This is a genomic window from Stenotrophomonas sp. GW821-FHT01H02A, assembly GCF_059422145.1.
Window position 1 is genome coordinate 427978 of record NZ_JBWKWI010000001.1, and the last position, 24628, is coordinate 452605.

Below are 24628 nucleotides of genomic sequence, written 5' to 3' on the forward strand. Positions count from 1 at the left end.
CGCCACATCTGAACCGACAGCCCCATCGACAAGATTTCCTCCTTTCGGAGAAACACCATGAAAGACTTGCTCAACCTCTTCAACCAGCAGCGCCAGACGCTGGACTTCGACGCGATCAAGATCGCGCTGGCCTCGCCGGACCTGATCCGTTCGTGGTCCTTCGGCGAAGTGAAGAAGCCGGAAACCATCAACTACCGTACGTTCAAGCCGGAACGTGACGGCCTGTTCTGCGCCGCGATCTTCGGACCGGTCAAGGACTACGAGTGCCTGTGCGGCAAGTACAAGCGCATGAAGCACCGCGGCGTGGTCTGCGAAAAGTGCGGCACCGAAGTCACCCTGGCCAAGGTGCGCCGCGAGCGCATGGGCCACATCGACCTGGCCTCGCCGGTCGCGCACATCTGGTTCCTCAAGTCGCTGCCGTCGCGCATCGGCCTGATGCTGGACATGACCCTGCGTGACATCGAGCGCGTGCTGTACTTCGAAGCCTACGTGGTGACCGAGCCGGGCCTGACCGCCCTGGAGCGCCGCCAGCTGCTGACCGAAGAACAGTACCTGCAGGCCCGCCAGGAACACGGCGACGACTTCGATGCCGCCATGGGCGCCGAGGCCGTGTACGAACTGCTGCGCACCATCGACCTGCAGTCGGAAATGACCCGCCTGCGCGAAGAAATCGCCAGCACCGGTTCGGAAACCAAGCTCAAGCGACTGACCAAGCGGATCAAGCTGGTCGAGGCCTTCCTCGAGTCGGGCAACCGTCCGGAGTGGATGGTCATGACCGTGCTGCCGGTGCTGCCGCCGGACCTGCGTCCGCTGGTGCCGCTGGATGGTGGCCGCTTCGCGACCTCCGATCTGAACGACCTGTACCGCCGCGTCATCAACCGCAACAACCGCCTGCGCCGCCTGCTCGAGCTGAACGCGCCGGACATCATCGTGCGCAATGAAAAGCGCATGCTGCAGGAATCGGTCGATGCGCTGCTGGACAACGGCCGTCGCGGCCGTGCCATCACCGGCACCAACAAGCGCCCGCTGAAGTCGCTGGCCGACATGATCAAGGGCAAGCAGGGCCGCTTCCGCCAGAACCTGCTGGGCAAGCGCGTGGACTACTCGGGCCGTTCGGTCATCGTGGTCGGTCCGTACCTGCGCCTGCACCAGTGCGGCCTGCCGAAGAAGATGGCGCTTGAGCTGTTCAAGCCGTTCGTGTTCGCCAAGCTGCAGCGTCGTGGCCTGGCCACCACCATCAAGGCCGCCAAGAAGCTGGTCGAGCGCGAAGAAGCCGAAGTCTGGGACATCCTGGAAGAGGTCATCCGCGAACATCCGGTGATGCTGAACCGTGCGCCGACCCTGCACCGTCTGGGCATCCAGGCCTTCGAGCCGGTCCTGATCGAAGGCAAGGCCATCCAGCTGCATCCGCTGGTCTGCACCGCGTTCAACGCCGACTTCGACGGTGACCAGATGGCCGTCCACGTGCCGCTCTCGCTGGAAGCCCAGCTGGAAGCGCGTGCGCTGATGATGTCCACCAACAACATCCTGTCGCCGGCCAACGGCGAGCCGATCATCGTGCCGTCGCAGGACGTCGTGCTGGGTCTGTACTACATGACCCGCTCGCTGGTGAACAAGAAGGGCGAGGGCATGGCCTTCGCCAACATCGCCGAAGTCAAGCGCGCCTACGACAACCGCGTGGTGGAACTGCACGCGCGCGTCAAGGTCCGCATCACCGAAGTGGTGACCGACGAGGAAGGCAACAAGCAGAACAAGACCTCGATCGTGGACACCACGATCGGTCGCGCCCTGCTGGCTGAAATCCTGCCGGAAGGCCTGCCGTTCGCGCTGGCCAACACCGAGCTGACCAAGAAGAACATCAGCCGCCTGATCAACTCCAGCTACCGTCAGCTGGGCTTGAAGGACACGGTCGTGTTCGCCGACAAGCTGATGTACACCGGCTTCGCCTACGCAACCCGCGCCGGCGTGTCGATCGGCATCGACGACATGCTGATCCCGGACGAGAAGAAGGGCATCCTCACCGAGGCGGAAGCCGAAGTGCTGGAAATCCAGGAGCAGTACCAGTCGGGCCTGGTCACCGCCGGCGAGCGCTACAACAAGGTGGTCGACATCTGGTCGCGTACCAATGAGCGCATCGCCAAGGCGATGATGGACACCATCGGTACCGAGAAGGTCGTCAATGCCGAAGGCGAGACCATCGACCAGAAGTCGATGAACTCGCTGTACATCATGGCCGACTCCGGTGCGCGTGGTTCGCAGGCGCAGATCCGTCAGCTGGCCGGTATGCGCGGCCTGATGGCGCGTCCGGATGGCTCGATCATCGAAACGCCCATCAAGGCGAACTTCCGTGAAGGCCTGAACGTGCAGGAGTACTTCAACTCCACCCACGGTGCCCGTAAGGGTCTGGCCGATACCGCGCTGAAGACGGCGAACTCGGGTTACCTGACCCGTCGTCTGGTTGACGTGGCGCAGGACGTGGTCATCACCGAAGTGGATTGCGGTACCACCGAAGGCCTGACCATGACCCCGATCGTGGAAGGCGGCGACGTCGTGGAGCCGTTGAAGGACCGCGTGCTGGGTCGTGTCGTGGCCGAGGACGTGTTCCTGCCGGGCAACGACGAAGATCCGATCGTGACCCGCAACACCCTGCTCGACGAAGCCTGGGTGGCCAAGCTGGAAGACGCGTCGGTGCAGTCGGTCAAGGTCCGTTCGACCATCAGCTGCGCCTCGCCGTTCGGCGTCTGCGCACACTGCTACGGCCGCGATCTGGCCCGTGGCCACATCGTCAACATCGGCGAAGCGGTCGGCGTCATCGCCGCGCAGTCGATCGGTGAGCCGGGTACCCAGCTCACCATGCGTACGTTCCACATCGGTGGTGCGGCGTCGCGAGCGGCTGCGGTCGACAACATCACCGTCAAGACCACCGGTTCGGTGAAGTTCAACAACCTGAAGTCGGTCGAGCACGCCAGCGGTTCGCTGGTGGCGGTCTCGCGTTCGGGCGAAATGTCGGTGCTCGATGCCCATGGCCGTGAGCGTGAGCGTTACAAGCTGCCGTACGGCGCGACCATCACGTCCAAGGACGGCGATGCGGTCAAGGCTGGCCAGACCGTGGCCAACTGGGACCCGCATAACCACCCGATCGTGTCGGAAGTGGCGGGTTTCATCCGCTTCATCGACTTCATCGACGGCGTCACCGTCATCGAGAAGACCGACGAACTGACCGGCCTGGCATCGCGTGAAATCACCGATCCGAAGCGTCGTGGTTCGCAGGCGAAGGACCTGCGCCCGATCGTGCGCATCGTGGACAAGAACGGCAACGATCTGACCATCCCGAACACGGATCTGCCGGCGCAGTACCTGCTGCCGCCGCGCTCCATCGTCAACCTGCAGGACGGCGCCGCCGTCGGCGTGGGTGACGTGGTCGCCAAGATCCCGCAGGAAGCGTCCAAGACCCGCGACATCACCGGTGGTCTGCCGCGCGTCGCCGATCTGTTCGAAGCACGCAAGCCGAAGGATCCGGCGATCCTGGCCGAGCGTTCGGGCATCATCAGCTTCGGCAAGGACACCAAGGGCAAGCAGCGCCTGATCATCAAGGACACCGATGGTTCGGAACACGAAGAGCTGATCCCGAAGTACCGTCAGGTGATCGTGTTCGAAGGCGAGCACGTGACCAAGGGCGAAACCATCGTGGACGGCGAGCCGAGCCCGCAGGACATCCTGCGTCTGCTGGGTGTCGAACCGCTGGCGGCCTACCTGGTCAAGGAAATCCAGGACGTGTACCGCCTGCAGGGCGTGAAGATCAACGACAAGCACATCGAGGTGATCACCCGCCAGATGCTGCGCAAGGTCGAGATCACCGACCAGGGCACCAGCAAGTTCCTGAATGGCGAGCAGGCCGAGCGCCAGCGCGTCATCGAGGAAAATGCCCGCCTGGCCACCCGCAACGAGCTGCCGGCCCGTTTCGATCCGGTCCTGCTGGGCATCACCAAGGCCTCGCTGGCGACCGAGTCGTTCATCTCGGCGGCGTCGTTCCAGGAAACCACCCGCGTGCTGACCGAAGCGGCCGTTCGCGGCACCTCGGACAACCTGCGCGGCCTGAAGGAAAACGTCATCGTCGGCCGTCTGATCCCGGCCGGTACCGGCCTGGCGTACCACGCCAACCGTCGTCGCAACGCCTCCGGGCTGACCGACTCGGAAATGCAGACCCTGTCCGGCGGTGCGCCGGCCGTGGCCGAAGTGGCCCCGGTGGCCGCCGTGGCGGTGGAGTCGACCGAAGCTGAACAGGCTCCGGACAGCGACGAGTAATACGCAGGCCCGGCTCCGGCCGGGCCCGCGGCAGGGCAGGGCGCCGACGCTGGTCGGTGGCCCTCCCGGTAAATCTGCAGGCACCGGCCACTGGTCGTCTGCCTGCCGATGAGGTAGGATGCCCGCCGGTCTTTCAACGGACCGGCTTGACAACCTGAACGGGGGGCATGGAAAAGGCTCCCCTGTAACGGCCCGGGATCAGGGCTGGCTTGGCGCGTGCGCATTTGACTGCGTTTTCGCCGGGTTGCTACAATCGTCTGTCTCAGCAGGCCGGTCTTTCGCCTGCTCGCACATTTCCGCATTCATGGCCAGTCTTTTCATTGGCCTCTCTCAGAAGAACATACTGATGGCGACGATCAATCAGCTTGTCCGCAAGCCGCGGCAGGCAACCACTTATAAGAGTGCCTCCCCGGCCCTCGATAAGTGCCCCCAGCGCCGTGGCGTCTGCACGCGCGTGTACACCACCACTCCGAAGAAGCCGAACTCGGCGCTTCGCAAGGTTGCCAAGGTTCGCCTGACCAACCAGGAAGAAGTGATTAGCTACATCGGCGGCGAAGGCCACAACCTGCAGGAGCACTCCGTGGTCCTGATCCGTGGCGGTCGCGTCAAGGATCTGCCGGGTGTGCGTTACCACACCGTGCGTGGCTCGCTGGACGCCTCCGGCGTTGCCAAGCGTCGCCAGGGCCGTTCCAAGTACGGCGCCAAGCGTCCGAAGAGCTAAGGGAAAGTACACATGTCTCGTAAAGGTAATACGCCGCAGCGCTCTGTCCTGCCGGATCCGAAGCACGGAAGTGAAACCATCGCTCGTTTCATCAACATGGTGATGCTGAGCGGCAAGAAATCGGTCGCTGAAAAGATCGTCTACGGTGCCATGGACGTGATCGGTGAAAAGAACCCGAATTCCGTCGAGCTGGTGCAGAAGGCTCTGGAAAACGTGGCTCCGTCGGTCGAAGTCAAGTCCCGCCGTGTCGGTGGTGCCACCTACCAGGTGCCGGTCGAAGTGCGTTCGTCGCGCAAGATGGCCCTGGCCATGCGTTGGCTGATCGACTCGGCGCGCAAGCGTGGTGAGAACACCATGCCGAAGAAGCTGGCTGCCGAACTGCTGGACGCCTCGGAAAATCGTGGTGGCGCCATCAAGAAGCGCGAAGAAACCCACCGCATGGCCGAAGCCAACAAGGCCTTCGCGCACTACCGCTGGTGAGTTTGACGGCCTTGCAAAACAGGCACGGCAGCACCATCTAGGTGCTGCCCCGCGGCACCTGGGGTGCCGCGCCAATCCGAAGGCCGCCGAAAGGCGGCGTTCGGCCATCCGAATTCCAAGAAATTGAGAGGCTCCCGTGGCCCGCACCACTCCCATCGAGCGTTACCGCAATTTCGGCATCATGGCCCACATCGATGCCGGCAAGACCACCACGTCCGAGCGCATCCTGTTCTACACCGGCAAGAGCCACAAGATCGGTGAAGTGCACGACGGCGCTGCCACCATGGACTGGATGGAGCAGGAGCAGGAGCGTGGCATCACGATCCAGTCCGCTGCCACCACCGCGTTCTGGAAGGGCATGGACAAGTCCCTGCCGGAGCATCGCTTCAACATCATCGACACCCCCGGACACGTCGACTTCACCATCGAAGTGGAGCGCTCGCTGCGCGTGCTCGACGGTGCCGTCTTCGTGCTGTGCGCCGTCGGTGGCGTGCAGCCGCAGTCGGAAACCGTGTGGCGCCAGGCCAACCGTTACAAGGTGCCGCGCATTGCGTTCGTCAACAAGATGGACCGCACCGGTGCGAACTTCACCAAGGTCGTTGGCCAGCTGAAGGCCAAGCTGGGTGCCGTCGCCGTGCCGATGCAGCTGCCGATCGGCGCTGAAGACAACTTCAAGGGCGTCGTCGACCTGATCAAGATGAAGGCCATCCATTGGGATGAGGCCTCGCAGGGCATGAAGTTCGAGTACCTGGAGATCCCGGCGGACATGCAGGCGGAGGCCGAAGAGGCCCGCACCTACATGATCGAAGCCGCGGCTGAAGCCAGCGAAGAGCTGATGGAAAAGTACCTGGGCGGCGAAGAGCTGACCGAGGCCGAAATCGTCGAAGCCCTGCGCGTGCGCACCCTGGCCACCGACATCGTGCCGATGTACTGCGGCTCGGCGTTCAAGAACAAGGGCGTGCAGGCCATGCTGGACGGCGTGGTGCAGCTGCTGCCGTCGCCGATCGACGTGCCGGACGTGACCGGTACCGACGTCGACGATGAAACCGTCGCCCTGAGCCGCAAGTCCGATGACAAGGCGCCGTTCTCGGCCCTGGCCTTCAAGATCATCACCGATCCGTTCGTCGGCGCGCTGACCTTCTTCCGTGTCTACTCGGGCACGCTGAACGCCGGCGACCAGCTGCTGAACTCGGTGAAGGGCAAGAAGGAGCGCATCGGTCGCATCCTGCAGATGCACTCCAACGATCGCGAAGAAATCAAGGAAGTGCTGGCCGGTGACATCGCCGCCGCGGTGGGTCTGAAGGACACCACCACCGGTGACACCCTGTGCTCGCAGGACCATCCGATCATCCTGGAGCGCATGGTGTTCCCGGAGCCGGTCATCTCGATGGCCGTCGAACCGAAGACCAAGTCCGACCAGGAAAAGATGGGTCTGGCCCTCGGCCGTCTGGCCCAGGAAGATCCGTCGTTCCGCGTCAAGACCGACGAAGAATCCGGCCAGACCATCATCTCGGGCATGGGCGAGCTGCACCTGGACATCATCGTCGACCGCATGAAGCGCGAGTTCAACGTTGAAGCCAACGTCGGCAAGCCGCAGGTTGCGTACCGCGAAACCATCCAGGCCGCGGACGTCAAGTCGGACTACAAGCACGCCAAGCAGTCCGGTGGTAAGGGTCAGTACGGTCACGTCGTGATCGAGCTGTCGCCGATCACCGCCGAAGATCGTGCCGACCCGAAGATCGGGCCGCTGATCAAGGACGACTTCCTGTTCATCAACGACATCACCGGTGGCGTGATTCCGAAGGAATTCATTCCGTCAATCGAAAAGGGTCTGCGCGAAACCATCACCAGCGGTCCGCTGGCGGGCTTCCCGGTCGTGGACGTCAAGGTCAAGCTGGTGTTCGGCTCGTACCATGACGTCGACTCCTCGGAAATGGCGTTCAAGCTGGCCGCCTCGATGGCCTTCAAGCAGGGCTTCTCCAAGGCCAAGCCGGTCCTGCTGGAGCCGATCATGAAGGTCGAGATCGTGACCCCGAGTGATTACCAGGGTGACGTGATGGGCGACGTGAGCCGTCGTCGCGGCATGCTGCAGGGTTCGAGCGTGACCGGTGACGGTTCGGCTGAAATCATCAATGCGATGATCCCGTTGGGTGAAATGTTCGGCTACGCGACCTCGCTGCGTTCGCAGACCCAGGGTCGTGCAACGTTCACGATGGAGTTCGACCATTACGAGCCGGCTCCGTCGAACATCGCCGAATCCGTGGTCAAGAAGTCCTGAGCGTAAGCTCGGGACTCCACCTCATTCTTTTCTGATATCCAAGGTATACAACAATGGCAAAGGGTAAGTTCGAGCGCACCAAGCCGCACGTCAACGTCGGCACCATCGGTCACGTCGATCACGGCAAGACCACGCTGACCGCTGCACTGACCAAGATCGGTGCCGAGCGCTTCGGTGGCGAATTCAAGGATTACTCCGCGATCGACGCCGCGCCGGAAGAAAAGGCACGTGGCATCACGATCTCGACCGCGCACGTCGAATACGAATCCACCGTTCGTCACTACGCCCACGTCGATTGCCCGGGCCATGCTGACTACGTCAAGAACATGATCACCGGTGCTGCCCAGATGGACGGCGCGATCCTGGTCTGCTCCGCTGCTGACGGCCCGATGCCGCAGACCCGCGAGCACATCCTGCTGTCGCGTCAGGTCGGCGTGCCGTACATCGTCGTCTTCCTGAACAAGGCGGACATGGTCGATGACGCCGAGCTGCTGGAACTGGTTGAAATGGAAGTCCGCGAGCTGCTGAGCAAGTACGACTTCCCGGGCGACGACACCCCGATCATCTCGGGTTCGGCCCGCCTGGCGCTGGAAGGCGACCAGAGCGAGATCGGTGTGCCGGCCGTGATCAAGCTGGTCGAAGCCCTCGACAGCTGGATCCCGACCCCGGAGCGTGACGTCGACAAGCCGTTCCTGATGCCGGTGGAAGACGTGTTCTCGATCTCGGGTCGCGGCACCGTGGTGACCGGTCGTATCGAGCGCGGCGTGATCAAGGTCGGCGAAGAAATCGAAATCGTCGGTATCCGTCCGGTCCAGAAGACCACCGTGACCGGCGTGGAAATGTTCCGCAAGCTGCTCGACCAGGGTCAGGCAGGCGACAACGCCGGTCTGCTGCTGCGCGGCACCAAGCGTGACGACGTCGAGCGTGGCCAGGTCCTGGCCAAGCCGGGTTCGATCAAGCCGCACACCAAGTTCGACGCCGAAGTCTACGTCCTGTCCAAGGATGAAGGCGGCCGCCACACCCCGTTCTTCAAGGGTTACCGTCCGCAGTTCTACTTCCGTACCACCGACATCACCGGCGCTTGCGAGCTGCCGGAAGGTGTGGAAATGGTGATGCCGGGCGACAACGTGAAGATGGTGGTCACCCTGATCAACCCGGTGGCCATGGACGAAGGTCTGCGCTTCGCCATCCGTGAAGGCGGTCGTACCGTCGGCGCCGGCGTGGTCTCCAAGATCCTCGAGTAATCTGCTAGAATCTGCGCCCCGATGTTGCCTGGGTAGGGCATCGGGGCGTAACCAAATGGGAAAAGAGGCGCAGGATGCTCCTCGTGTTCCCCAGACCAGGAAGGGTCGCGCCATTCAGGCTTTGTCAACAGGACCCCTGTTGACTGCCAACTTGTATGCGCGCTATACTTTTTGTCTGGGCAGATCGGGAGACCGGTCTGCCTCGATTTTTGAGGTCTACGGAAAGATCTTGTCGCCGCGCAGGAATGTGCGGCGTCTGCATTCAGGATATTCATGGGGCAAGGCAACCCAGAGGCCTTGTCCGTCGCTCTTTTAACGAAGGAACCCACCGTCATGGCGGACCAAAAGATCCGGATTCGGCTGAAGGCGTTCGATCATCGTTTGATCGACCGTTCGGCCAGCGAGATCGTAGAAACGGCAAAGCGGACCGGCGCGCAAGTGCGTGGCCCGATCCCCCTGCCGACCAAGATCGAGCGTTACACCATTCTCGTCTCCCCGCACGTCGACAAAGACGCGCGTGACCAGTACGAGACCCGCACGCACAAGCGCGTGCTCGATATCGTTGACCCGAACGACAAGACCGTGGACGCGCTGATGAAGCTCGAACTGGCTGCCGGCGTCGACGTTCAGATCAAGCTGACCTGAGGACTACGACCATGACGAAGAAATATTCGTTGGGCTTCGTGGGCCGCAAGGCTGGCATGAGCCGCGTGTTCACCGAAGATGGCCAGGCCATCCCGGTAACCCTGATTGAAGCCACCCCGAACCGCATCGCGCAGATCAAGACCGTCGAAGCCGACGGCTACAGCGCCGTGCAGGTGACCGTCGGCGCGCGTCGCGCTGCCCTGGTCAACAAGCCGGAAGCCGGTCACTTCGCCAAGGCGAAGGTCGACGCGGGCCGTGGCCTGTGGGAATTCCGCGTTGAAGACGCGCAGCTCGGCGATTTCGCCGTCGGCGGCGAAGTCAAGGCGGACATCTTCGAGGTTGGCCAGAAGGTCGACGTCCAGGGTGTCACCAAGGGTAAGGGCTTCCAGGGCACCATCAAGCGCTACAACTTCCGTATGGGCGATGCAACCCACGGTAACTCGCTGTCGCATCGCGCGCCGGGTTCCTTGGGCCAGCGCCAGACCCCGGGTCGCGTTTTCCCGGGTAAGAAGATGTCCGGCCACATGGGTTCGGTGCAGCAGAGCACCCAGAACCTGGAAGTGGTGAAGGTCGATGTCGAACGTGGTCTGATCGCGATCCGTGGTGCCGTTCCGGGCGCAGCGGGTGGTGACGTGATCGTTCGTCCGGCTAGCAAGGCATAAGGAGAGATGACGATGGAACTCGTTATCACGGGTAGCAACAACAAGGTCTCGGTCTCCGATGCCGTGTTCGGTCGCGATTTCAGCGAAGATCTGGTTCACCAGGTCGTCGTTGCTTACCGCAACGCCGGTCGCGCCGGCACCAAGGCACAGAAGACTCGCTCTGAAGTGGCTGGTACCACCAAGAAGTCGAAGAAGCAGAAGGGCGGCGGCGCGCGTCATGGCGCACTGACGGCTCCGATCTTCATCGGCGGCGGTGTCACCTTCGCGGCCAAGCCGCGCAGCTTCGAGCAGAAGGTCAACCGTAAGCAGTACCGTGCAGCCATGTGCGCGATCCTGTCCGAGCTGAACCGCCAGGGCCGTCTGACGATCGTGGAGTCCTTCGATGTCGAAGCGACCAACACCAAGTCGTTGATCGCCAAGCTGGCCGGCCTGGAAGTGGGCAAGCGTCCGCTGATCGTCACCGAAGATGCTTCCGAGCACCTGTACCTGTCGGCCCGCAACATTCCCTACGTGGAAGTGCGTGACGTGCAGGGCCTGGACCCGGTGTCGCTGGTCGGTGCCGACACGGTCGTCATCACCGCTGATGCGGTCAAGAAGGTCGAGGAGTGGCTGGCATGAGCAGCAACGAAAAAGTCTTCAGCGTGCTGCGCGCTCCGCGGGTCTCCGAAAAGACCGCGCGCCTGCAGGAACATTCCAACCAGTATGTCTTCGAAGTTTCGAACGAAGCCACCAAGGCTGATGTAAAGGCCGCGGTCGAGCAGCTGTTCGACGTCAAGGTCGAGTCGGTCAACGTGCTGAACGTGAAGGGCAAGAACAAGTCCTTCCGTAACCGCACCGGCCGCCGCGGCGATTGGCGCAAGGCGTACGTGCGTCTCGCCGATGGCCAGTCCATCGATGTAACGGCCAAGGCCTGAGGTACATCCCATGCCATTGATGAAATTCAAACCCACTTCTCCCGGCCGCCGTTCGGCCGTGCGCGTGGTCACGCCCGATCTGCACAAGGGCGCGCCGCATGCCGCGCTGCTGGAGCCGCAGAGCAAGTCCGGTGGTCGTAACCACCACGGCCGCATCACCACCCGTCACGTGGGTGGTGGTCACAAGCAGCACTACCGTGTCATCGACTTCAAGCGCAACAAGGAAGGCATTCCGGCGCGCGTGGAACGCATCGAATACGATCCGAACCGCACCGCCCATATCGCCCTGCTGTGCTACGTCGACGGCGAGCGCCGCTACATCATCGCACCGAAGGGCCTGAAGGCCGGTGACCAGGTGATCGCGGGTTCGGATGCGCCGATCAAGACCGGCAACACCCTGCCGCTGCGCAACATCCCGGTCGGTACCACTGTCCACGGCATCGAACTGAAGCCGGGCAAGGGTGCCCAGATCGCGCGTGCCGCCGGCGCTGCCGTGCAGCTCGTCGCTCGTGAAGGCATCTACGCCACCCTGCGCCTGCGCTCGGGTGAAATGCGCAAGGTGCCGGTCGAGTGCCGCGCCACCATCGGTGAAGTCGGTAACGACGAACACAACCTGGAAAAGCTGGGCAAGGCTGGCGCCAAGCGCTGGCGTGGTGTCCGCCCGACCGTTCGTGGTGCTGCCATGAACCCGGTTGACCATCCGCACGGTGGTGGTGAGGCGAAGGCCGGCCAGGGCAACCCGCATCCGGTCACCCCGTGGGGTGTCCCGACCAAGGGTTACAAGACGCGCCATAACAAGCGCACCCAGCAATTCATCGTCCGCGATCGTAGGGGCTAATCGACCATGGCACGTTCACTCAAGAAGGGCCCGTTTGTCGATCACCACCTCATCAAGAAGGTGGAAGCCGCTGCGGGTAGCAAGAAGCCGATCAAGACCTGGTCGCGCCGTTCGATGATCCTGCCGGAAATGGTAGGCGTCACCATCGCCGTTCATAACGGTAAGAACCACGTTCCGGTGCTCGTCAACGAGAACATGGTCGGCCACAAGCTCGGCGAATTTGCCATCACCCGGACCTTCAAGGGTCACGGTGGTGACAAGAAGTCGGGCAAGTAAGGAGAGATGACAATGGAAGCGAAAGCAATCCTGCGCTCCGCGCGCATCTCTGCGCAGAAAGCCCGCCTGGTCGCTGACCAGGTGCGTGGCCTGCCGGCCGAGCGTGCGGTCAACCTGCTGAAGTTCTCGGACAAGAAGGCTGCCCACCTGATCAAGAAGGTGGTGGAGTCGGCTATTGCAAACGCCGAGAACAACCAGGGCGCCGACGTCGACGAGCTGAAGGTACAGACCATCATGGTAGATGAAGGTCCGACCCTGAAGCGTTTCATGGCGCGGGCGAAAGGCCGCGGCACCCGCATCCTCAAGCGCACCAGCCACATCACTGTGGTTGTGGGCGCCGGCAAGTAAGCGGAAAGGAAAACACCATGGGTCATAAAGTTCATCCGATTGGTATCCGCCTCGGCATTTCCAAGGACTGGAACTCCAAGTGGTACGCCAACAAGGCCGAGTTCGCTGGTTATCTGGCAGCCGACCTGAAGGTGCGGGACATGCTGCGCAAGAAGCTTGCGCAGGCCGGCATCAGCAAGATCCTGATCGAGCGTCCGGCAAAGACCGCTCGCGTGACGATCCACACCGCCCGTCCGGGCGTGGTGATCGGCAAGCGCGGTGAGGACATCGAGAAGCTGCGCAAGGAAGTGAGCGAGATGATGGGCGTCCCGGCGCACATCAACGTCACCGAAGTGCGTAAACCCGAGCTGGACGCACAGCTGGTTGCCGAGTCGATCGCGCAGCAGCTGGAGCGTCGCATCATGTTCCGCCGCGCAATGAAGCGCTCGGTCGGCAACGCGATGCGCCTCGGTGCCCTGGGCATCAAGGTCAACGTCGGTGGCCGCTTGAACGGCGCGGAAATCGCCCGTTCGGAGTGGTACCGCGAAGGCCGCGTGCCGCTGCATACGCTGCGTGCCGACATCGACTATGGCTTCGCTGAAGCCAAGACGACCTACGGCATCATCGGCATCAAGGTCTGGATCTACAAGGGCGAAGTCTTCGATTTCTCCCAGGTTGGCCAGGAAAAGCAGGACGACTCCCCGCGCAACGATCGTAACGATCGCGGCGATCGTGGTGACCGTCCGTCGCGCCCGGCTCGTGAAGCGAGGTAACGACAATGTTGCAACCCAAGCGAACCAAATACCGCAAGGTACACAAGGGCCGTAACGATGGTCTGAGCTGGAGCGGCAACGCCGTCAGCTTCGGCGAGTACGGCCTGAAGGCAACCGCTCATGGTCAGCTGACCGCGCGTCAGATCGAAGCGGCCCGCCGCTCGATCAGCCGCTACGTCAAGCGCGGCGGCAAGATGTGGATCCGAGTGTTCCCCGACAAGCCGATCACCAAGAAGCCCATCGAAGTCCGAATGGGTTCTGGTAAGGGCAACGTGGAGTACTGGGTAGCCCAGATCCAGCCCGGCCGCATGATCTATGAAATCGAAGGCGTCGCGGAAGACGTGGCACGTGAGGCGTTCCGCCTGGCTGCCGCCAAGCTCTCCGTGACCACCACTTTCGTGACCCGGACGGTGCTCTGATGGATATCAAACAACTTCGCGAAAAGTCGGCTGACGACCTGAAGAGCCACCTGATCGACCTGCGTAAGGAGCAGTTCTCGCTCCGTATGCAGCAGGTCACTGGCCAGCTGCCGAAGACCCACGAAACCCGCCGGGTTCGTCGCGAGATCGCTCGCGTCAAGACCCTGCTCGGCAGCACCAAGTAAGGATGGCCGCGATGAGCGATAACAACGACAGCAAGACGCTGCGCACGGTCGAAGGCCGTGTCGTCAGCAACAAGATGGACAAGACGGTCACCGTGTTGGTGGAGCGCCTGGTCAAGCACGCCCTGTACGGCAAGTACATCAAGCGTTCGACCAAGCTGCACGCACACGACGCCGACAACACCTGCAACGAAGGTGATGTGGTGCGCGTGGCCGAGATTGCTCCGATGTCCAAGACCAAGAACTGGCGCGTGGTGGAAGTCATCACGCGTGCGGCTGAATAAGGAGATCTGAATCATGATCCAGATGCAGAGCTACCTCGACGCCGCGGACAACTCCGGTGCCAAGGAACTGATGTGCATCAAGGTGCTGGGTGGTTCCAAGCGCCGTTATGCCCACATCGGCGACATCATCAAGGTCACCGTGAAGGACGCAATCCCGCGCGGCAAAGTCAAGAAGGGTGAAGTGTATGACGCCGTCGTGGTGCGTACCCGCAAGGGTGTGCGTCGCGCCGATGGCTCGCTGATCCGTTTCGACGGCAACGCCGCGGTCCTGCTCAACAACAAGCAAGAGCCGATCGGCACCCGCATCTTCGGACCGGTGACCCGTGAACTTCGTTCCGAGAAGTTCATGAAGATCGTCTCGCTCGCTCCCGAAGTTCTGTGAGCGCCAGGAGATAATCATGGCTAACCGTATCAAGAAGGGCGACCAGGTCGTCGTCAACACCGGCAAGGACAAGGGCAAGCAGGGCGAAGTCGTCCGCGTCGACGGCGATCGTGTGATCGTCGCCAACGTGAACATCGTCAAGCGCCACACCAAGCCGAACCCGCAGGCAGGCGTTGCCGGCGGCGTGGTCGAGCGTGAAGCTTCGATCCATATCTCCAACGTGAATGTGCTGAACCCGGCTTCGGGCAAGGGCGAGCGCGTTGGCTTCAAGGTGCTGGAGGATGGACGCAAACTGCGTGTGTTCCGCTCCAGCGGTGAGGCGCTCGACGCCTGAGGAATGAGCTGATGAATTCCCGTCTCGAAAAGTTTTACAAGGAAGAAGTGGTGCCGGCGCTGATGAAGCAGTTCGGCTACACCAATCCGATGCAGGTTCCGAAGCTGGTCAAGGTCACCCTGAACATGGGTGTCGGCGAAGCGGCCACGAACAAGAAGATCCTGGAAAATGCCGTCGCCGACATGGCCAAGGTCTCCGGTCAGAAGCCGATCGTGACCAAGTCCCGCGTCTCGGTGGCATCGTTCAAGATCCGCGATGGTTGGCCGATCGGCTGCAAGACCACGCTGCGTCGTGAAAAGATGTACGAGTTCATGGACCGTCTGATCAACATCTCGTTGCCGCGCGTGCGCGACTTCCGTGGTGTCTCGGGTCGTTCCTTCGACGGTCGCGGCAACTTCAACATGGGTGTGAAGGAACAGATCATCTTCCCGGAAATCGACTTCGACGCTGTCGACGCGATCCGCGGCATGGATATCGCCATCACCACCACCGCCAAGACCGATGCGGAAGCGAAGGCGCTGCTCGCAGCGTTCAAGTTCCCGTTCCGTAACTGATACGTCGAGGAATCCGAAATGGCAAAGACCTCCATGGTCAACCGCGACCTCAAGCGTGCGAAGCTGGCCGTCAAGTACGCCGGCAAGCGTGAAGAGCTGAAGAAGATCATCTCCAGCACGACCGCGTCGTACGACGAAAAGGCCGAGGCCGTCATCAAGCTGCAGAAGCTGCCGCGCGACTCGTCGCCGAGCCGTCACCGCAACCGTTGCGAGCTCTCGGGCCGCCCGCGTGGCGTGTACAGCAAGTTCGGCCTGGGCCGCAACAAGCTGCGCGAAGCCACCATGCGTGGTGACGTGCCGGGCCTGCGCAAGGCCAGCTGGTAAGGGATTCGTCCCTTCAACTGCCCGGCGCCTTCACGGTGCAGGGCAGGGGGGAGGGGCCGGTTTACCGGCCCTGATCCCGGATTAAGGGAGCCCGACGCAAGTCGGGCTCTTTTTGCCGTATACTCCCGCGTCTTGCTCGCCCGCAAGGCGTGAGCAGTGTGTGAAGACGGGCCCTGGCCCATCCCAGGTAGACACAAGATTTTCGCGAAAGCGGATATCGGTGCACTCAAAGGTATCGACTATGAGCATGACTGATCCCATCGCCGACCTGCTGGTACGCATCAAGAATGCGGCCGCGGTTGGCAAGCAGACGGTGAAAGCACCGTCGTCCAAGATCAAGGTGGCAATCGCAGAGGTGTTGAAGGCCGAAGGCTACATCACCGATCTGCGCGTGACCAAGATCGAGAACAACAAGGCCGAGCTTGAAATCGTCCTGAAGTACTTCGAAGGCAAGCCGGTCATCGAGACCCTGAAGCGTTTCTCGCGTTCGGGTCTGCGTCAGTACCGCGGCAAGTCCGAGCTGCCGAAGGTCCTCAACGGCCTGGGCATCGCCATCATTTCCACCTCCAAGGGCATCATGACTGATGCGCAGGCGCGCCAGTTGGGCGTCGGCGGCGAAGTCCTGTGCTTCGTGGCCTAAGGCGAGAAGGAGTCCACTATGTCCCGCGTAGCCAAGAAGCCAGTCAACCTGCCCAAGGGCGTTGAACTGAACATCCAGCCGGAATCCGTCAGCGTGAAGGGCCCGAAGGGCACCCTGTCGCTCACCAAGGTTGCCGGCGTTGAAATCACTGTCGACAACGGCGTTGCCACCCTGGCCGCCAACGATGCCTCGCTGGTCGCCCTCACCGGCACCGTGCGCGCCATCCTGGCCAACATGGTCCACGGCGTGACCGAAGGCTTCGAGCGCAAGCTCGAGCTGGTCGGCGTCGGTTACCGTGCTGCCATGCAGGGCAAGGACCTGAACCTGTCGCTCGGGTTCTCGCACCCGGTCGTGTTCGTGGCGCCGGAAGGCATCACCCTGTCGACCCCGACCCAGACCGAAGTGCTGGTCCAGGGCACCGACAAGCAGCGCGTTGGCGAAGTTGCCGCCAAGATCCGTGGCTTCCGTCCGCCGGAGCCCTACAAGGGCAAGGGTGTGAAGTACGCCGGCGAAGTCATCATTCGTAAGGAAGCCAAGAAGGCGTAACTCACGCCCTCAGCTTTCAAGGAAAAAGATCATGAACAAGAACATCGCTCGTCTGCGTCGTGCCAAGTCGACCCGTGCCCACATCCGTGTGCTCGGCGTGCCGCGTCTGTCGGTGCTGCGCACCGGCCAGCACCTGTACGCCCAGGTCTTCACCGCCGATGGCTCCAAGGTGCTGGCTTCGGCCAACACCACCCAGGCCGACGTCAAGGAAGGCCTGAAGAACGGCAAGAACAGCGACGCCGCCGCCAAGGTTGGCAAGCTGGTCGCCGAGCGCGCCAAGGCTGCGGGCATCGAGAAGGTCGCTTTCGACCGCTCGGGCTACCGCTACCACGGTCGCATCAAGGCACTGGCTGATGCAGCCCGCGAAGGCGGCCTGCAGTTCTAAGGGATAAGGAAGCGGGGCTGGTCCCCGCTTCCGCCTGCCTGCCGGCGCGGGTTGCGCCGGGCGACGTCCTTCTTCTGCAGGGGCGCCCGCACCACCGCTCCATCTCACAGCTATAAGCGGCCCTGAGCCGTACATACTCAATCAATCAAGGAATCAACATGGCAGAAGAACGTCAGCAGCGGGGTCGCGATCGCGATCGCCGCGAAGAGAAAGTCGACGACGGCATGATCGAAAAGCTGGTCGCGGTCAACCGCGTCAGCAAGACCGTCAAGGGCGGTCGCCAGTTCACCTTCACCGCACTGACCGTGGTCGGTGACGGCGCAGGCAAGGTCGGCTTCGGTTACGGCAAGGCGCGTGAAGTGCCGGTCGCGATCCAGAAGTCGATGGAGCAGGCCCGCAAGAACCTGGCCACCGTCGATCTGAACAACGGCACCCTGTGGCACCCGGTGAAGTCCGGCCACGGCGCAGCCCGCGTGTTCATGATGCCGGCCTCGGAAGGTACCGGTGTGATCGCCGGCGGTGCCATGCGCGCCGTGCTGGAAGCCGTTGGTGTCAAGAACGTGCTGGCCAAGGCCGTCGGTTCGCGCAACCCGATCAACCTGGTTCGCGCCACGCTGAAGGGTCTGACCGAAATGCAGTCGCCGGTCCGCATCGCGGCCAAGCGCGGCAAGAAGGTGGAGGATCTCAACCATGGCTAATGAAACCGTCAAGACCGTCAAGGTCCGCCTGGTGGCTGGCCTGCGTGGCACCCAGTCGCGTCACCGCCTGTCGGTGCGTGCCCTGGGCCTGAACAAGCTCAACGATGTGCGTGAACTGAAGGACAGCCCGCAGGTTCGCGGCCTGATCAACAAGGTCCACTACCTCGTCAAGGTTGAGGAATAATCCAATGACCATGCATCTGAATGAATTGAGCCCGGCACCGGGCGCTCGTAAAGAGCGCACCCGCGTCGGTCGTGGTATCGGCTCCGGCCTGGGCAAGACCTGCGGCCGCGGCCACAAGGGTTCGTTCGCCCGTAAGGGTGGCGGCAAGATCAAGGCAGGCTTCGAAGGCGGCCAGACCCCCATGCAGCGTCGTCTGCCGAAGGTCGGTTTCCGTTCCAAGATCGCCAAGGACACCGCTGAAGTGCTGTCCTACCAGCTGGAACGCCTGGAAGCCGGCGAGATCGACTTTGCCGCGCTGCGCGCTGCCAAGCTGGTCCCGAGCACCGCGAAGCGTGCCAAGATCGTCATGAAGGGTGACCTGACCAAGGCCTTCACCCTGAAGGGCGTCGCTGCAACGGCCAGTGCCAAGGCCGCGATCGAAGCTGCCGGCGGCAGCGTACAGGAGTAAGACATGGCGCAAGCTGGCATTGGTAACCTCGGCGGCGGGCTCGGCAAGTTCACGGAACTCCGCCAGCGACTGCTGTTCGTCATCGGGGCATTGATCGTCTATCGCATCGGCTGTTATGTGCCGGTGCCTGGCGTCAATCCCGATGCCATGCTTGCGCTCATGCAGGCGCAGGGCGGCGGCATCGTGGACATGTTCAACATGTTCTCGGGCGGCGCCCTGCACCGTTTCAGCATTTTCGCGCTGAACGTGATGCCGTACATCTCGGCGTCCATCGTGATGCAGCTGGCGGTCCACATCTTCCCGGCATTGAAGTCGATGCAGAAGGAAGGTGAATCGGGTCGTCGCAAGATCACCCAATATTCCCGCATCGGCGCCGTGTTGCTGGCGGTGGTGCAGGGCGGCAGCATCGCGCTGGCGCTGCAGAACCAGGTCTCCCCGGGCGGTGCCCCGGTCGTCTACGCACCGGGCATGGGCTTCGTGCTCACCGCCATCGTCGCGCTGACCGCCGGTACCATCTTCCTGATGTGGGTCGGTGAGCAGGTCACCGAGCGCGGCATCGGCAACGGTGTGTCGCTGATCATCTTCGCCGGCATCGTCGCCGGCCTGCCGGGCGCGGTCATCCACACCGTGGAAGCCTACCGCGACGGCAACATGAGCTTCATCGCGCTGCTGCTGATCGTGCTGGTGGTGCTGGCCTTCACCTACTTCGTGGTGTTCGTCGAGCGCGGCCAGCGCCGCATCACGGTGAACTACGCACGTCGCCAGGGTGGCCGCAACGCGTACATGAACCAGACCTCGTTCCTGCCGCTGAAGCTGAACATGGCGGGCGTGATCCCGGCCATCTTCGCCTCGAGCATCCTGGCGTTCCCGACGACCCTGGCGATGTGGTCCGGCCAGGCCAGTTCGGCCACGTGGCTGCAGAAGGTCGCCAACGCCCTCGGGCCGGGCGAGCCGCTGCACATGATCGTGTTCGCTGCATTGATCAGCGGCTTTGCGTTCTTCTACACCGCGCTGGTGTTCAACTCGCAGGAAACCGCCGACAACCTGAAGAAGTCGGGCGCGCTGATTCCGGGCATTCGTCCGGGCAAGGCGACCGCTGACTACGTGGATGCCGTGCTGACCCGCCTGACCGCTGCCGGTTCGCTGTACCTGGTGATCGTCTGCCTGCTGCCGGAAATCCTGCGCACCCAGCTCGGCGCCTCGTTCTACTTCGGCGGCACCTCGCTGCTGATCGTGGTGGTGGTGGTGATGGACTTCATCGCCCAGATCCAGGCCCACCTGATGTCGCACCAGTATGAGAGCCTGTTGAAGAAGGCCAACCTGAAGGGCGGCAACCGTGGCGGTTTTGCCCGCGGCTGATTGAGCTGTTACACTAGTCTTCTTGTTGTGAAGGCCCTCCGGTTCCCGGACTGGCCTTCCAAATCGAAGGGCGGCCCCTGCAGCGGTTTCGGGTGGGGGTGTGATGTGGTGGTCCCGCGCGGGAGTAGCGCGGGCGGCGGCGAGGGCAACCTCTGCAGTCAACGACATCCGGCGCCGGAGCATGGGCACACTCCCCACGCCGGGTCCATGGAACCTCAAGGTTCCACGGGCTTCCCAGTAAACCGAGACCTTGATAGAATCGCTAGTTCACTTTTTTGATCCATCCTGCCGGATTGGCGCGCCCATGGTGTGCTGTCGGCCATCACTCAGCTGGAGAACCGCGTCATGGCGCGTATTGCAGGCGTCAACCTGCCAGCCCAGAAGCACGTCTGGGTCGGGTTGCAAAGCATTTACGGCATCGGCCGTACCCGTTCGAAGAAGGTCTGCGACGCCGCAGGCGTGACCTCGACCACCAAGATCCGCGATCTGTCGGAGCCGGAAATCGAGCGTCTGCGTCTCGAAGTCGGCAAGTACATCGTGGAAGGCGATCTGCGCCGTGAAATCGGTATCGCGATCAAGCGCCTGATGGACCTGGGCTGCTACCGCGGTCTGCGTCACCGTCGCGGTCTGCCGCTTCGTGGCCAGCGCACCCGTACCAACGCCCGCACCCGCAAGGGCCCGCGCAAGGCGATCAGGAAGTAAGGGACCTAAGAAATGGCTAAGCCCGTCGCTAAGACCAAGAAGAAGATCAAGCGCGTCGTCACTGACGGCGTCGCCCACGTCCATGCTTCTTTCAACAACACCATCGTGACCATCACCGACCGCCAGGGCAACGCTCTGTCGTGGGCGACCTCCGGTGGCGCTGGCTTCCGCGGTTCGCGTAAGTCCACCCCGTTCGCTGCCCAGGTGGCTGCCGAGAAGGCCGGCCGTGCCGCGCTCGACTACGGCGTCAAGTCCCTGGAAGTCCGCATCAAGGGCCCGGGTCCGGGTCGTGAGTCGGCCGTGCGCTCGCTGAACAACGTGGGCTACAAGATCACCAACATCATCGACGTGACGCCAATCCCGCACAACGGGTGCCGTCCGCCGAAGAAGCGTCGCGTCTAAAGGAGCGATAAGAAATGGCTCGTTATATCGGTCCTACCTGTAAGCTCGCCCGCCGCGAAGGCGCCGACCTTTCCCTCAAGAGCCCGGCCCGTGCGCTGGACTCCAAGTGCAAGCTGGAGCAGAAGCCCGGCCAGCACGGCGCCACTGCCCGCAAGGGCAAGCTGTCCGACTACGCTACCCAGCTGCGCGAAAAGCAGAAGGTCAAGCGTATCTACGGCCTGCTGGAGCGTCAGTTCCGCAACTACTACAAGAAGGCCTCGACCAAGAAGGGCAACACCGGCGAGAACCTGCTGCAGTTGCTGGAAACCCGTCTGGACAACGTCGTCTATCGCATGGGCTTCGCTGTGACCCGTCCGGCTGCCCGTCAGCTGGTCTCGCACCGCGGCGTCACCGTGAACGGCAAGTCGGTCAACCTGGCTTCGTACCAGGTCAAGGCTGGCGACGCCGTTGCTCTGTCCGAGAAGGCTGCCAAGCAGCTGCGCGTTCAGGAAGCCCTGACCGTGTCTGCCACGCATGACCTGCGTCCGTCGTGGGTTGAAGTTGATTCCGGCAAGTTCGCCGGCATCTTCAAGGCCGTGCCGGATCGTTCGGACCTGCCTGCGGATATCAACGAAGCGCTGATCGTCGAGTTGTATTCGAAGTAATTCACATTGGAGAACCTCCGGGTCACACCGGAGGTTCGCAGGAGAACCCGCAACATGACGGTTACCGCCAACCAGGTTCTGCGTCCTCGCGGTCCGCAGATCGAACGCCTTACCGATACCCGCGCCAAGGTCGTCATCGAACCCTTGGAGCGTGGTTACGGGCATACGCTGGGCAACGCCCTGCGTCGCGTGCTGCTGTCGTCCATCCCGGGCTTCGCCATCACGGAAGTCGAAATCGATGGCGTACTGCACGAGTACACCACGCTCGAAGGCTTGCAGGAGGACGTGCTGGAAGTCCTGCTCAACCTGAAGGACGTGGCCATCCGCATGCATACCGGTGACAACGCTACGTTGTCGCTGTCCAAGCAGGGTCCGGGTGTTGTGACCGCTGCTGATATCAAGCTGGACCACAACGTCGAAGTCCTCAACAACGACCATATCATTTGCCACCTGACCAAGGACACGGCAATCAATATGCGTCTGAAGATCGAGCGTGGTTTCGGCTACCAGCCGGCCGCCGCGCGTCGTCGTCCGGATGAAGAAACCCGTGCCATCGGCCGTCTGGTCCTGGATGCCTCGTTCTCGCCGGTCCGTCGCGTCGCCTACTCGGTGGAAGCGGCCCGCGTTGAACAGCGTACCGATCTGGACAAGCTGGTGCTGGACATCGAAACCAACGGCACGATCGATGCCGAGGAAGCCGTGCGCACTGCCGCCGACATCCTCAGCGATCAGCTGTCGGTCTTCGGTGACTTCACCCACCGCGACCGCGGTGCGGCCAAGCCGGCCAACAACGGCGTGGATCCGGTGCTGCTGCGCCCGATCGACGACCTGGAACTGACCGTGCGTTCGGCCAACTGCCTGAAGGCAGAGAGCATCTATTACATCGGCGATCTGATCCAGAAGACCGAAGTGGAGCTGCTCAAGACCCCGAACCTCGGCAAGAAGTCGCTGACCGAAATCAAGGAAGTCCTCGCACAGCGCGGTCTTTCGCTTGGCATGAAGCTGGAGAACTGGCCGCCGGCCGGTGTCGCCCAGCACGGCATGCTCGGCTGATCCAGCGCGACGCAAGATGCTTGACCCCGCACCTTCGGGTGCGGGGGCTTCACCGGCAACACCCCGCACCGACAGGTCGATAGCCTGCGGTGACGGCCAGCCAGGACGGCTGGCACCGGACCATCCGCAGTCCAAGCAGCAACGCCAGGATGGCGACAGCGATACCCAACCGATCCAACATTCACTTCAGGAATCACCGTCATGCGTCATATGAAGTCCGGCCGCAAGTTCAACCGCACCAGCGCCCATCGCGAAGCAATGTTCAAGAACATGGCCGCGTCGCTGTTCAAGCACGAACTGATCAAGACCACCCTGCCGAAGGCCAAGGAACTGCGCCGCGTCGCCGAGCCGCTGATCACCCTGGCCAAGGTTGATTCGGTTGCCAACCGTCGTCTGGCGTTCGCCCGCCTGCGCGACAACGAAGCCGTCGGCAACCTGTTCACCACCCTGGGCCCGCGTTACGCGAACCGTCCGGGCGGCTACCTGCGTCTGCTGAAGTGCGGCTTCCGCGCTGGCGACAATGCGCCGATGGCCTATGTCGAGCTGGTCGATCGTCCGGCTGCCGTGGCTGAAGCCGTCGAAGAGTAATCTTCGAGCTGTACCTGTTATTCGGTGAAGAACCCGGCCTTGTGCCGGGTTTTTCCGTTTCTGGGGTTTGATGACGGCAACGGCAACGGCAACGGCAACGGCAACGGCAACGGCAACGGCAACGGCAACGGCAACCGCAAGAGCTTGTCGCTGCGGGTGGGGTGGGGCGTCGGCGCGGCTGGGTTGGCGGGACACGCCGTAAATCCGTCCATGGAGGCTCATGTCGCGCCATCCATGGCGCTCATGGTCCCGCCAACCCACCCACGCCAACGCCTGCACACAGGGTCGGTGCGCAGGGGTAAAGCGGGGGCTGTGTGCCGATCAGGGTGCGTGGGTAGAGCCGGCCGTTGGCCGGCTGCTTGGGGCACGGTCGCTACGTTCGTGTCGTTCCGTATGCTGCACGGAACACGCTGTCCGGTCGGTGGCGCCGATGGTCGGCAGGTGTCCGTGGGCGTTGGTGGTCGCGGCCCTGTTAATCTTGGGGCCTGGACTTTCACGAGTGTTGGCAATGAATCCATTGCGTTGGAGTTTCCGCGCCCAGTTCCTGCTGGGGTTCCTGGTCTGCGCGGCGCTGTTGGGGTATGCGATCTTCCTGCAGTTGAAGATGGGGCTGGAGCCGTGCCCGTTGTGCATTTTCCAGCGGATTGCGTTCGCGGCGCTGGGGCTGCTGTTCCTGATCGGGGCGCTGCACGGTCCGCGTGATCCGGCCGGGCGGAAGACGTATGGGGTGCTGGCCTTCATCGCGGCGGCTGTCGGTATCGGCATTGCCGGGCGCCATGTGTACGTGCAGTTGCTGCCGCAGGACATGGGCTCGAGCTGCGGGCCGCCGTTGAGCTTCCTCAGTGAGACGATGGGGCCGTTCGAGGTGTTCCGCACGGTGCTGACCGGTACCGGCAACTGCGGCAACATCGATTGGCAGTTCCTGGGGCTGACGATGCCGATGTGGAGCCTGGTGTGGTTCGCGCTGTTGGCAGCATGGGCGCTGGCCACCGCGTTCCGCGCGCGCCGCCGCCACTGAGGCGGCTGCTCAAGGTCCC

33 protein-coding genes are annotated in these 24628 nt (G+C 62.7%); all 33 read left to right on the forward strand.

The window, feature by feature from the left end:
• Positions 1–57: 57 nt before the first annotated feature.
• Complete coding sequence (rpoC, locus tag AC07WC_RS01970; protein ID WP_495208550.1) at positions 58–4305, forward strand: DNA-directed RNA polymerase subunit beta'; 4248 nt, start codon at positions 58–60, stop codon at positions 4303–4305.
• A gap of 346 nt (positions 4306–4651) precedes the next feature.
• Complete coding sequence (rpsL, locus tag AC07WC_RS01975) at positions 4652–5026, forward strand: 30S ribosomal protein S12 (RefSeq protein ID WP_017356008.1); 375 nt, start codon at positions 4652–4654, stop codon at positions 5024–5026.
• A gap of 12 nt (positions 5027–5038) precedes the next feature.
• The gene (rpsG, locus tag AC07WC_RS01980; RefSeq protein ID WP_019186122.1) at positions 5039–5506 is read left to right on the forward strand and encodes a 30S ribosomal protein S7; all 468 of its coding nucleotides are present in this window, start codon (positions 5039–5041) and stop codon (positions 5504–5506) included.
• Between the two features lie 136 nt (positions 5507–5642).
• A complete protein-coding gene (fusA, locus tag AC07WC_RS01985; protein ID WP_481451795.1) occupies positions 5643–7784 on the forward strand; it encodes an elongation factor G in 2142 nt (713 codons plus the stop codon).
• A gap of 53 nt (positions 7785–7837) precedes the next feature.
• The gene (tuf, locus tag AC07WC_RS01990) at positions 7838–9028 is read left to right on the forward strand and encodes an elongation factor Tu (RefSeq protein ID WP_019186113.1); all 1191 of its coding nucleotides are present in this window, start codon (positions 7838–7840) and stop codon (positions 9026–9028) included.
• 333 nt (positions 9029–9361) lie between these two features.
• Positions 9362–9673 carry a 30S ribosomal protein S10 gene (gene rpsJ, locus AC07WC_RS01995; protein ID WP_010341589.1) on the forward strand — a complete coding sequence of 104 codons (312 nt, stop codon included), beginning with the start codon at positions 9362–9364 and terminating at the stop codon, positions 9671–9673.
• A gap of 11 nt (positions 9674–9684) precedes the next feature.
• Entirely contained in the window at positions 9685–10335 is a 651-nt protein-coding gene (rplC, locus tag AC07WC_RS02000; protein ID WP_019186145.1) for a 50S ribosomal protein L3, read from the forward strand.
• Between the two features lie 12 nt (positions 10336–10347).
• Entirely contained in the window at positions 10348–10953 is a 606-nt protein-coding gene (gene rplD, locus AC07WC_RS02005) for a 50S ribosomal protein L4 (RefSeq protein WP_019186146.1), read from the forward strand.
• Positions 10950–11249, forward strand: a complete 300-nt coding sequence (gene rplW / locus AC07WC_RS02010; protein ID WP_019186147.1) for a 50S ribosomal protein L23 — start codon at positions 10950–10952, stop codon at positions 11247–11249. The genes rplD and rplW overlap by 4 nt, the downstream gene beginning before the upstream one ends.
• A gap of 10 nt (positions 11250–11259) precedes the next feature.
• Positions 11260–12087: a 50S ribosomal protein L2 gene (gene rplB, locus AC07WC_RS02015; RefSeq protein ID WP_017355408.1), complete on the forward strand. Its 828-nt coding sequence runs from the start codon at positions 11260–11262 to the stop codon at positions 12085–12087.
• 6 nt (positions 12088–12093) lie between these two features.
• A complete protein-coding gene (gene rpsS / locus AC07WC_RS02020) occupies positions 12094–12363 on the forward strand; it encodes a 30S ribosomal protein S19 (protein WP_019186148.1) in 270 nt (89 codons plus the stop codon).
• Positions 12364–12375: 12 nt separating this feature from the next.
• Positions 12376–12711 (forward strand): 50S ribosomal protein L22, encoded by a 336-nt coding sequence (gene rplV / locus AC07WC_RS02025; protein WP_017355410.1) that lies wholly within the window; start codon positions 12376–12378, stop codon positions 12709–12711.
• Positions 12712–12728: 17 nt separating this feature from the next.
• Complete coding sequence (gene rpsC / locus AC07WC_RS02030; RefSeq protein ID WP_019186149.1) at positions 12729–13463, forward strand: 30S ribosomal protein S3; 735 nt, start codon at positions 12729–12731, stop codon at positions 13461–13463.
• A gap of 5 nt (positions 13464–13468) precedes the next feature.
• Positions 13469–13882, forward strand: coding sequence for a 50S ribosomal protein L16 (rplP, locus tag AC07WC_RS02035; RefSeq protein WP_019186150.1), 414 nt, complete (start codon positions 13469–13471; stop codon positions 13880–13882).
• Entirely contained in the window at positions 13882–14067 is a 186-nt protein-coding gene (gene rpmC, locus AC07WC_RS02040) for a 50S ribosomal protein L29 (protein ID WP_019186151.1), read from the forward strand. The genes rplP and rpmC overlap by 1 nt, the downstream gene beginning before the upstream one ends.
• An 11-nt stretch (positions 14068–14078) precedes the next feature.
• Positions 14079–14348 carry a 30S ribosomal protein S17 gene (gene rpsQ, locus AC07WC_RS02045; RefSeq protein ID WP_019186152.1) on the forward strand — a complete coding sequence of 90 codons (270 nt, stop codon included), beginning with the start codon at positions 14079–14081 and terminating at the stop codon, positions 14346–14348.
• A 13-nt stretch (positions 14349–14361) separates the two neighbouring features.
• Positions 14362–14730 carry a 50S ribosomal protein L14 gene (gene rplN, locus AC07WC_RS02050; RefSeq protein WP_019186153.1) on the forward strand — a complete coding sequence of 123 codons (369 nt, stop codon included), beginning with the start codon at positions 14362–14364 and terminating at the stop codon, positions 14728–14730.
• Positions 14731–14746: 16 nt separating this feature from the next.
• The gene (rplX, locus tag AC07WC_RS02055) at positions 14747–15064 is read left to right on the forward strand and encodes a 50S ribosomal protein L24 (protein ID WP_017355416.1); all 318 of its coding nucleotides are present in this window, start codon (positions 14747–14749) and stop codon (positions 15062–15064) included.
• A gap of 11 nt (positions 15065–15075) precedes the next feature.
• Complete coding sequence (gene rplE, locus AC07WC_RS02060; protein ID WP_019186154.1) at positions 15076–15618, forward strand: 50S ribosomal protein L5; 543 nt, start codon at positions 15076–15078, stop codon at positions 15616–15618.
• Between the two features lie 18 nt (positions 15619–15636).
• Positions 15637–15942, forward strand: coding sequence for a 30S ribosomal protein S14 (rpsN, locus tag AC07WC_RS02065; protein WP_019186155.1), 306 nt, complete (start codon positions 15637–15639; stop codon positions 15940–15942).
• A gap of 241 nt (positions 15943–16183) precedes the next feature.
• Positions 16184–16582, forward strand: coding sequence for a 30S ribosomal protein S8 (gene rpsH / locus AC07WC_RS02070; protein ID WP_481474655.1), 399 nt, complete (start codon positions 16184–16186; stop codon positions 16580–16582).
• 18 nt (positions 16583–16600) lie between these two features.
• Positions 16601–17128: a 50S ribosomal protein L6 gene (rplF, locus tag AC07WC_RS02075; RefSeq protein ID WP_495208551.1), complete on the forward strand. Its 528-nt coding sequence runs from the start codon at positions 16601–16603 to the stop codon at positions 17126–17128.
• Positions 17129–17159: 31 nt separating this feature from the next.
• The gene (gene rplR / locus AC07WC_RS02080; RefSeq protein WP_495208552.1) at positions 17160–17513 is read left to right on the forward strand and encodes a 50S ribosomal protein L18; all 354 of its coding nucleotides are present in this window, start codon (positions 17160–17162) and stop codon (positions 17511–17513) included.
• 158 nt (positions 17514–17671) lie between these two features.
• Positions 17672–18211, forward strand: coding sequence for a 30S ribosomal protein S5 (rpsE, locus tag AC07WC_RS02085; RefSeq protein WP_019186159.1), 540 nt, complete (start codon positions 17672–17674; stop codon positions 18209–18211).
• Positions 18204–18395, forward strand: a complete 192-nt coding sequence (rpmD, locus tag AC07WC_RS02090) for a 50S ribosomal protein L30 (protein WP_019186160.1) — start codon at positions 18204–18206, stop codon at positions 18393–18395. The genes rpsE and rpmD overlap by 8 nt, the downstream gene beginning before the upstream one ends.
• 4 nt (positions 18396–18399) lie before the next feature.
• The gene (gene rplO / locus AC07WC_RS02095; RefSeq protein ID WP_019186161.1) at positions 18400–18843 is read left to right on the forward strand and encodes a 50S ribosomal protein L15; all 444 of its coding nucleotides are present in this window, start codon (positions 18400–18402) and stop codon (positions 18841–18843) included.
• Between the two features lie 3 nt (positions 18844–18846).
• A complete protein-coding gene (gene secY / locus AC07WC_RS02100) occupies positions 18847–20202 on the forward strand; it encodes a preprotein translocase subunit SecY (protein ID WP_019186162.1) in 1356 nt (451 codons plus the stop codon).
• A 345-nt stretch (positions 20203–20547) separates the two neighbouring features.
• On the forward strand, positions 20548–20904 hold the full coding sequence (rpsM, locus tag AC07WC_RS02105) for a 30S ribosomal protein S13 (RefSeq protein ID WP_019186163.1): 357 nt from the start codon (positions 20548–20550) through the stop codon (positions 20902–20904).
• 12 nt (positions 20905–20916) lie between these two features.
• A complete protein-coding gene (gene rpsK, locus AC07WC_RS02110; RefSeq protein WP_017355427.1) occupies positions 20917–21306 on the forward strand; it encodes a 30S ribosomal protein S11 in 390 nt (129 codons plus the stop codon).
• 14 nt (positions 21307–21320) lie between these two features.
• Positions 21321–21950, forward strand: coding sequence for a 30S ribosomal protein S4 (gene rpsD, locus AC07WC_RS02115; protein WP_019186164.1), 630 nt, complete (start codon positions 21321–21323; stop codon positions 21948–21950).
• A gap of 54 nt (positions 21951–22004) precedes the next feature.
• On the forward strand, positions 22005–23003 hold the full coding sequence (locus AC07WC_RS02120) for a DNA-directed RNA polymerase subunit alpha (RefSeq protein WP_019186165.1): 999 nt from the start codon (positions 22005–22007) through the stop codon (positions 23001–23003).
• 201 nt (positions 23004–23204) lie between these two features.
• The gene (gene rplQ, locus AC07WC_RS02125) at positions 23205–23591 is read left to right on the forward strand and encodes a 50S ribosomal protein L17 (RefSeq protein ID WP_019186166.1); all 387 of its coding nucleotides are present in this window, start codon (positions 23205–23207) and stop codon (positions 23589–23591) included.
• Positions 23592–24099: 508 nt separating this feature from the next.
• A complete protein-coding gene (locus AC07WC_RS02130; protein ID WP_495208553.1) occupies positions 24100–24609 on the forward strand; it encodes a disulfide bond formation protein B in 510 nt (169 codons plus the stop codon).
• The last annotated feature ends 19 nt before the right edge of the window (positions 24610–24628 follow it).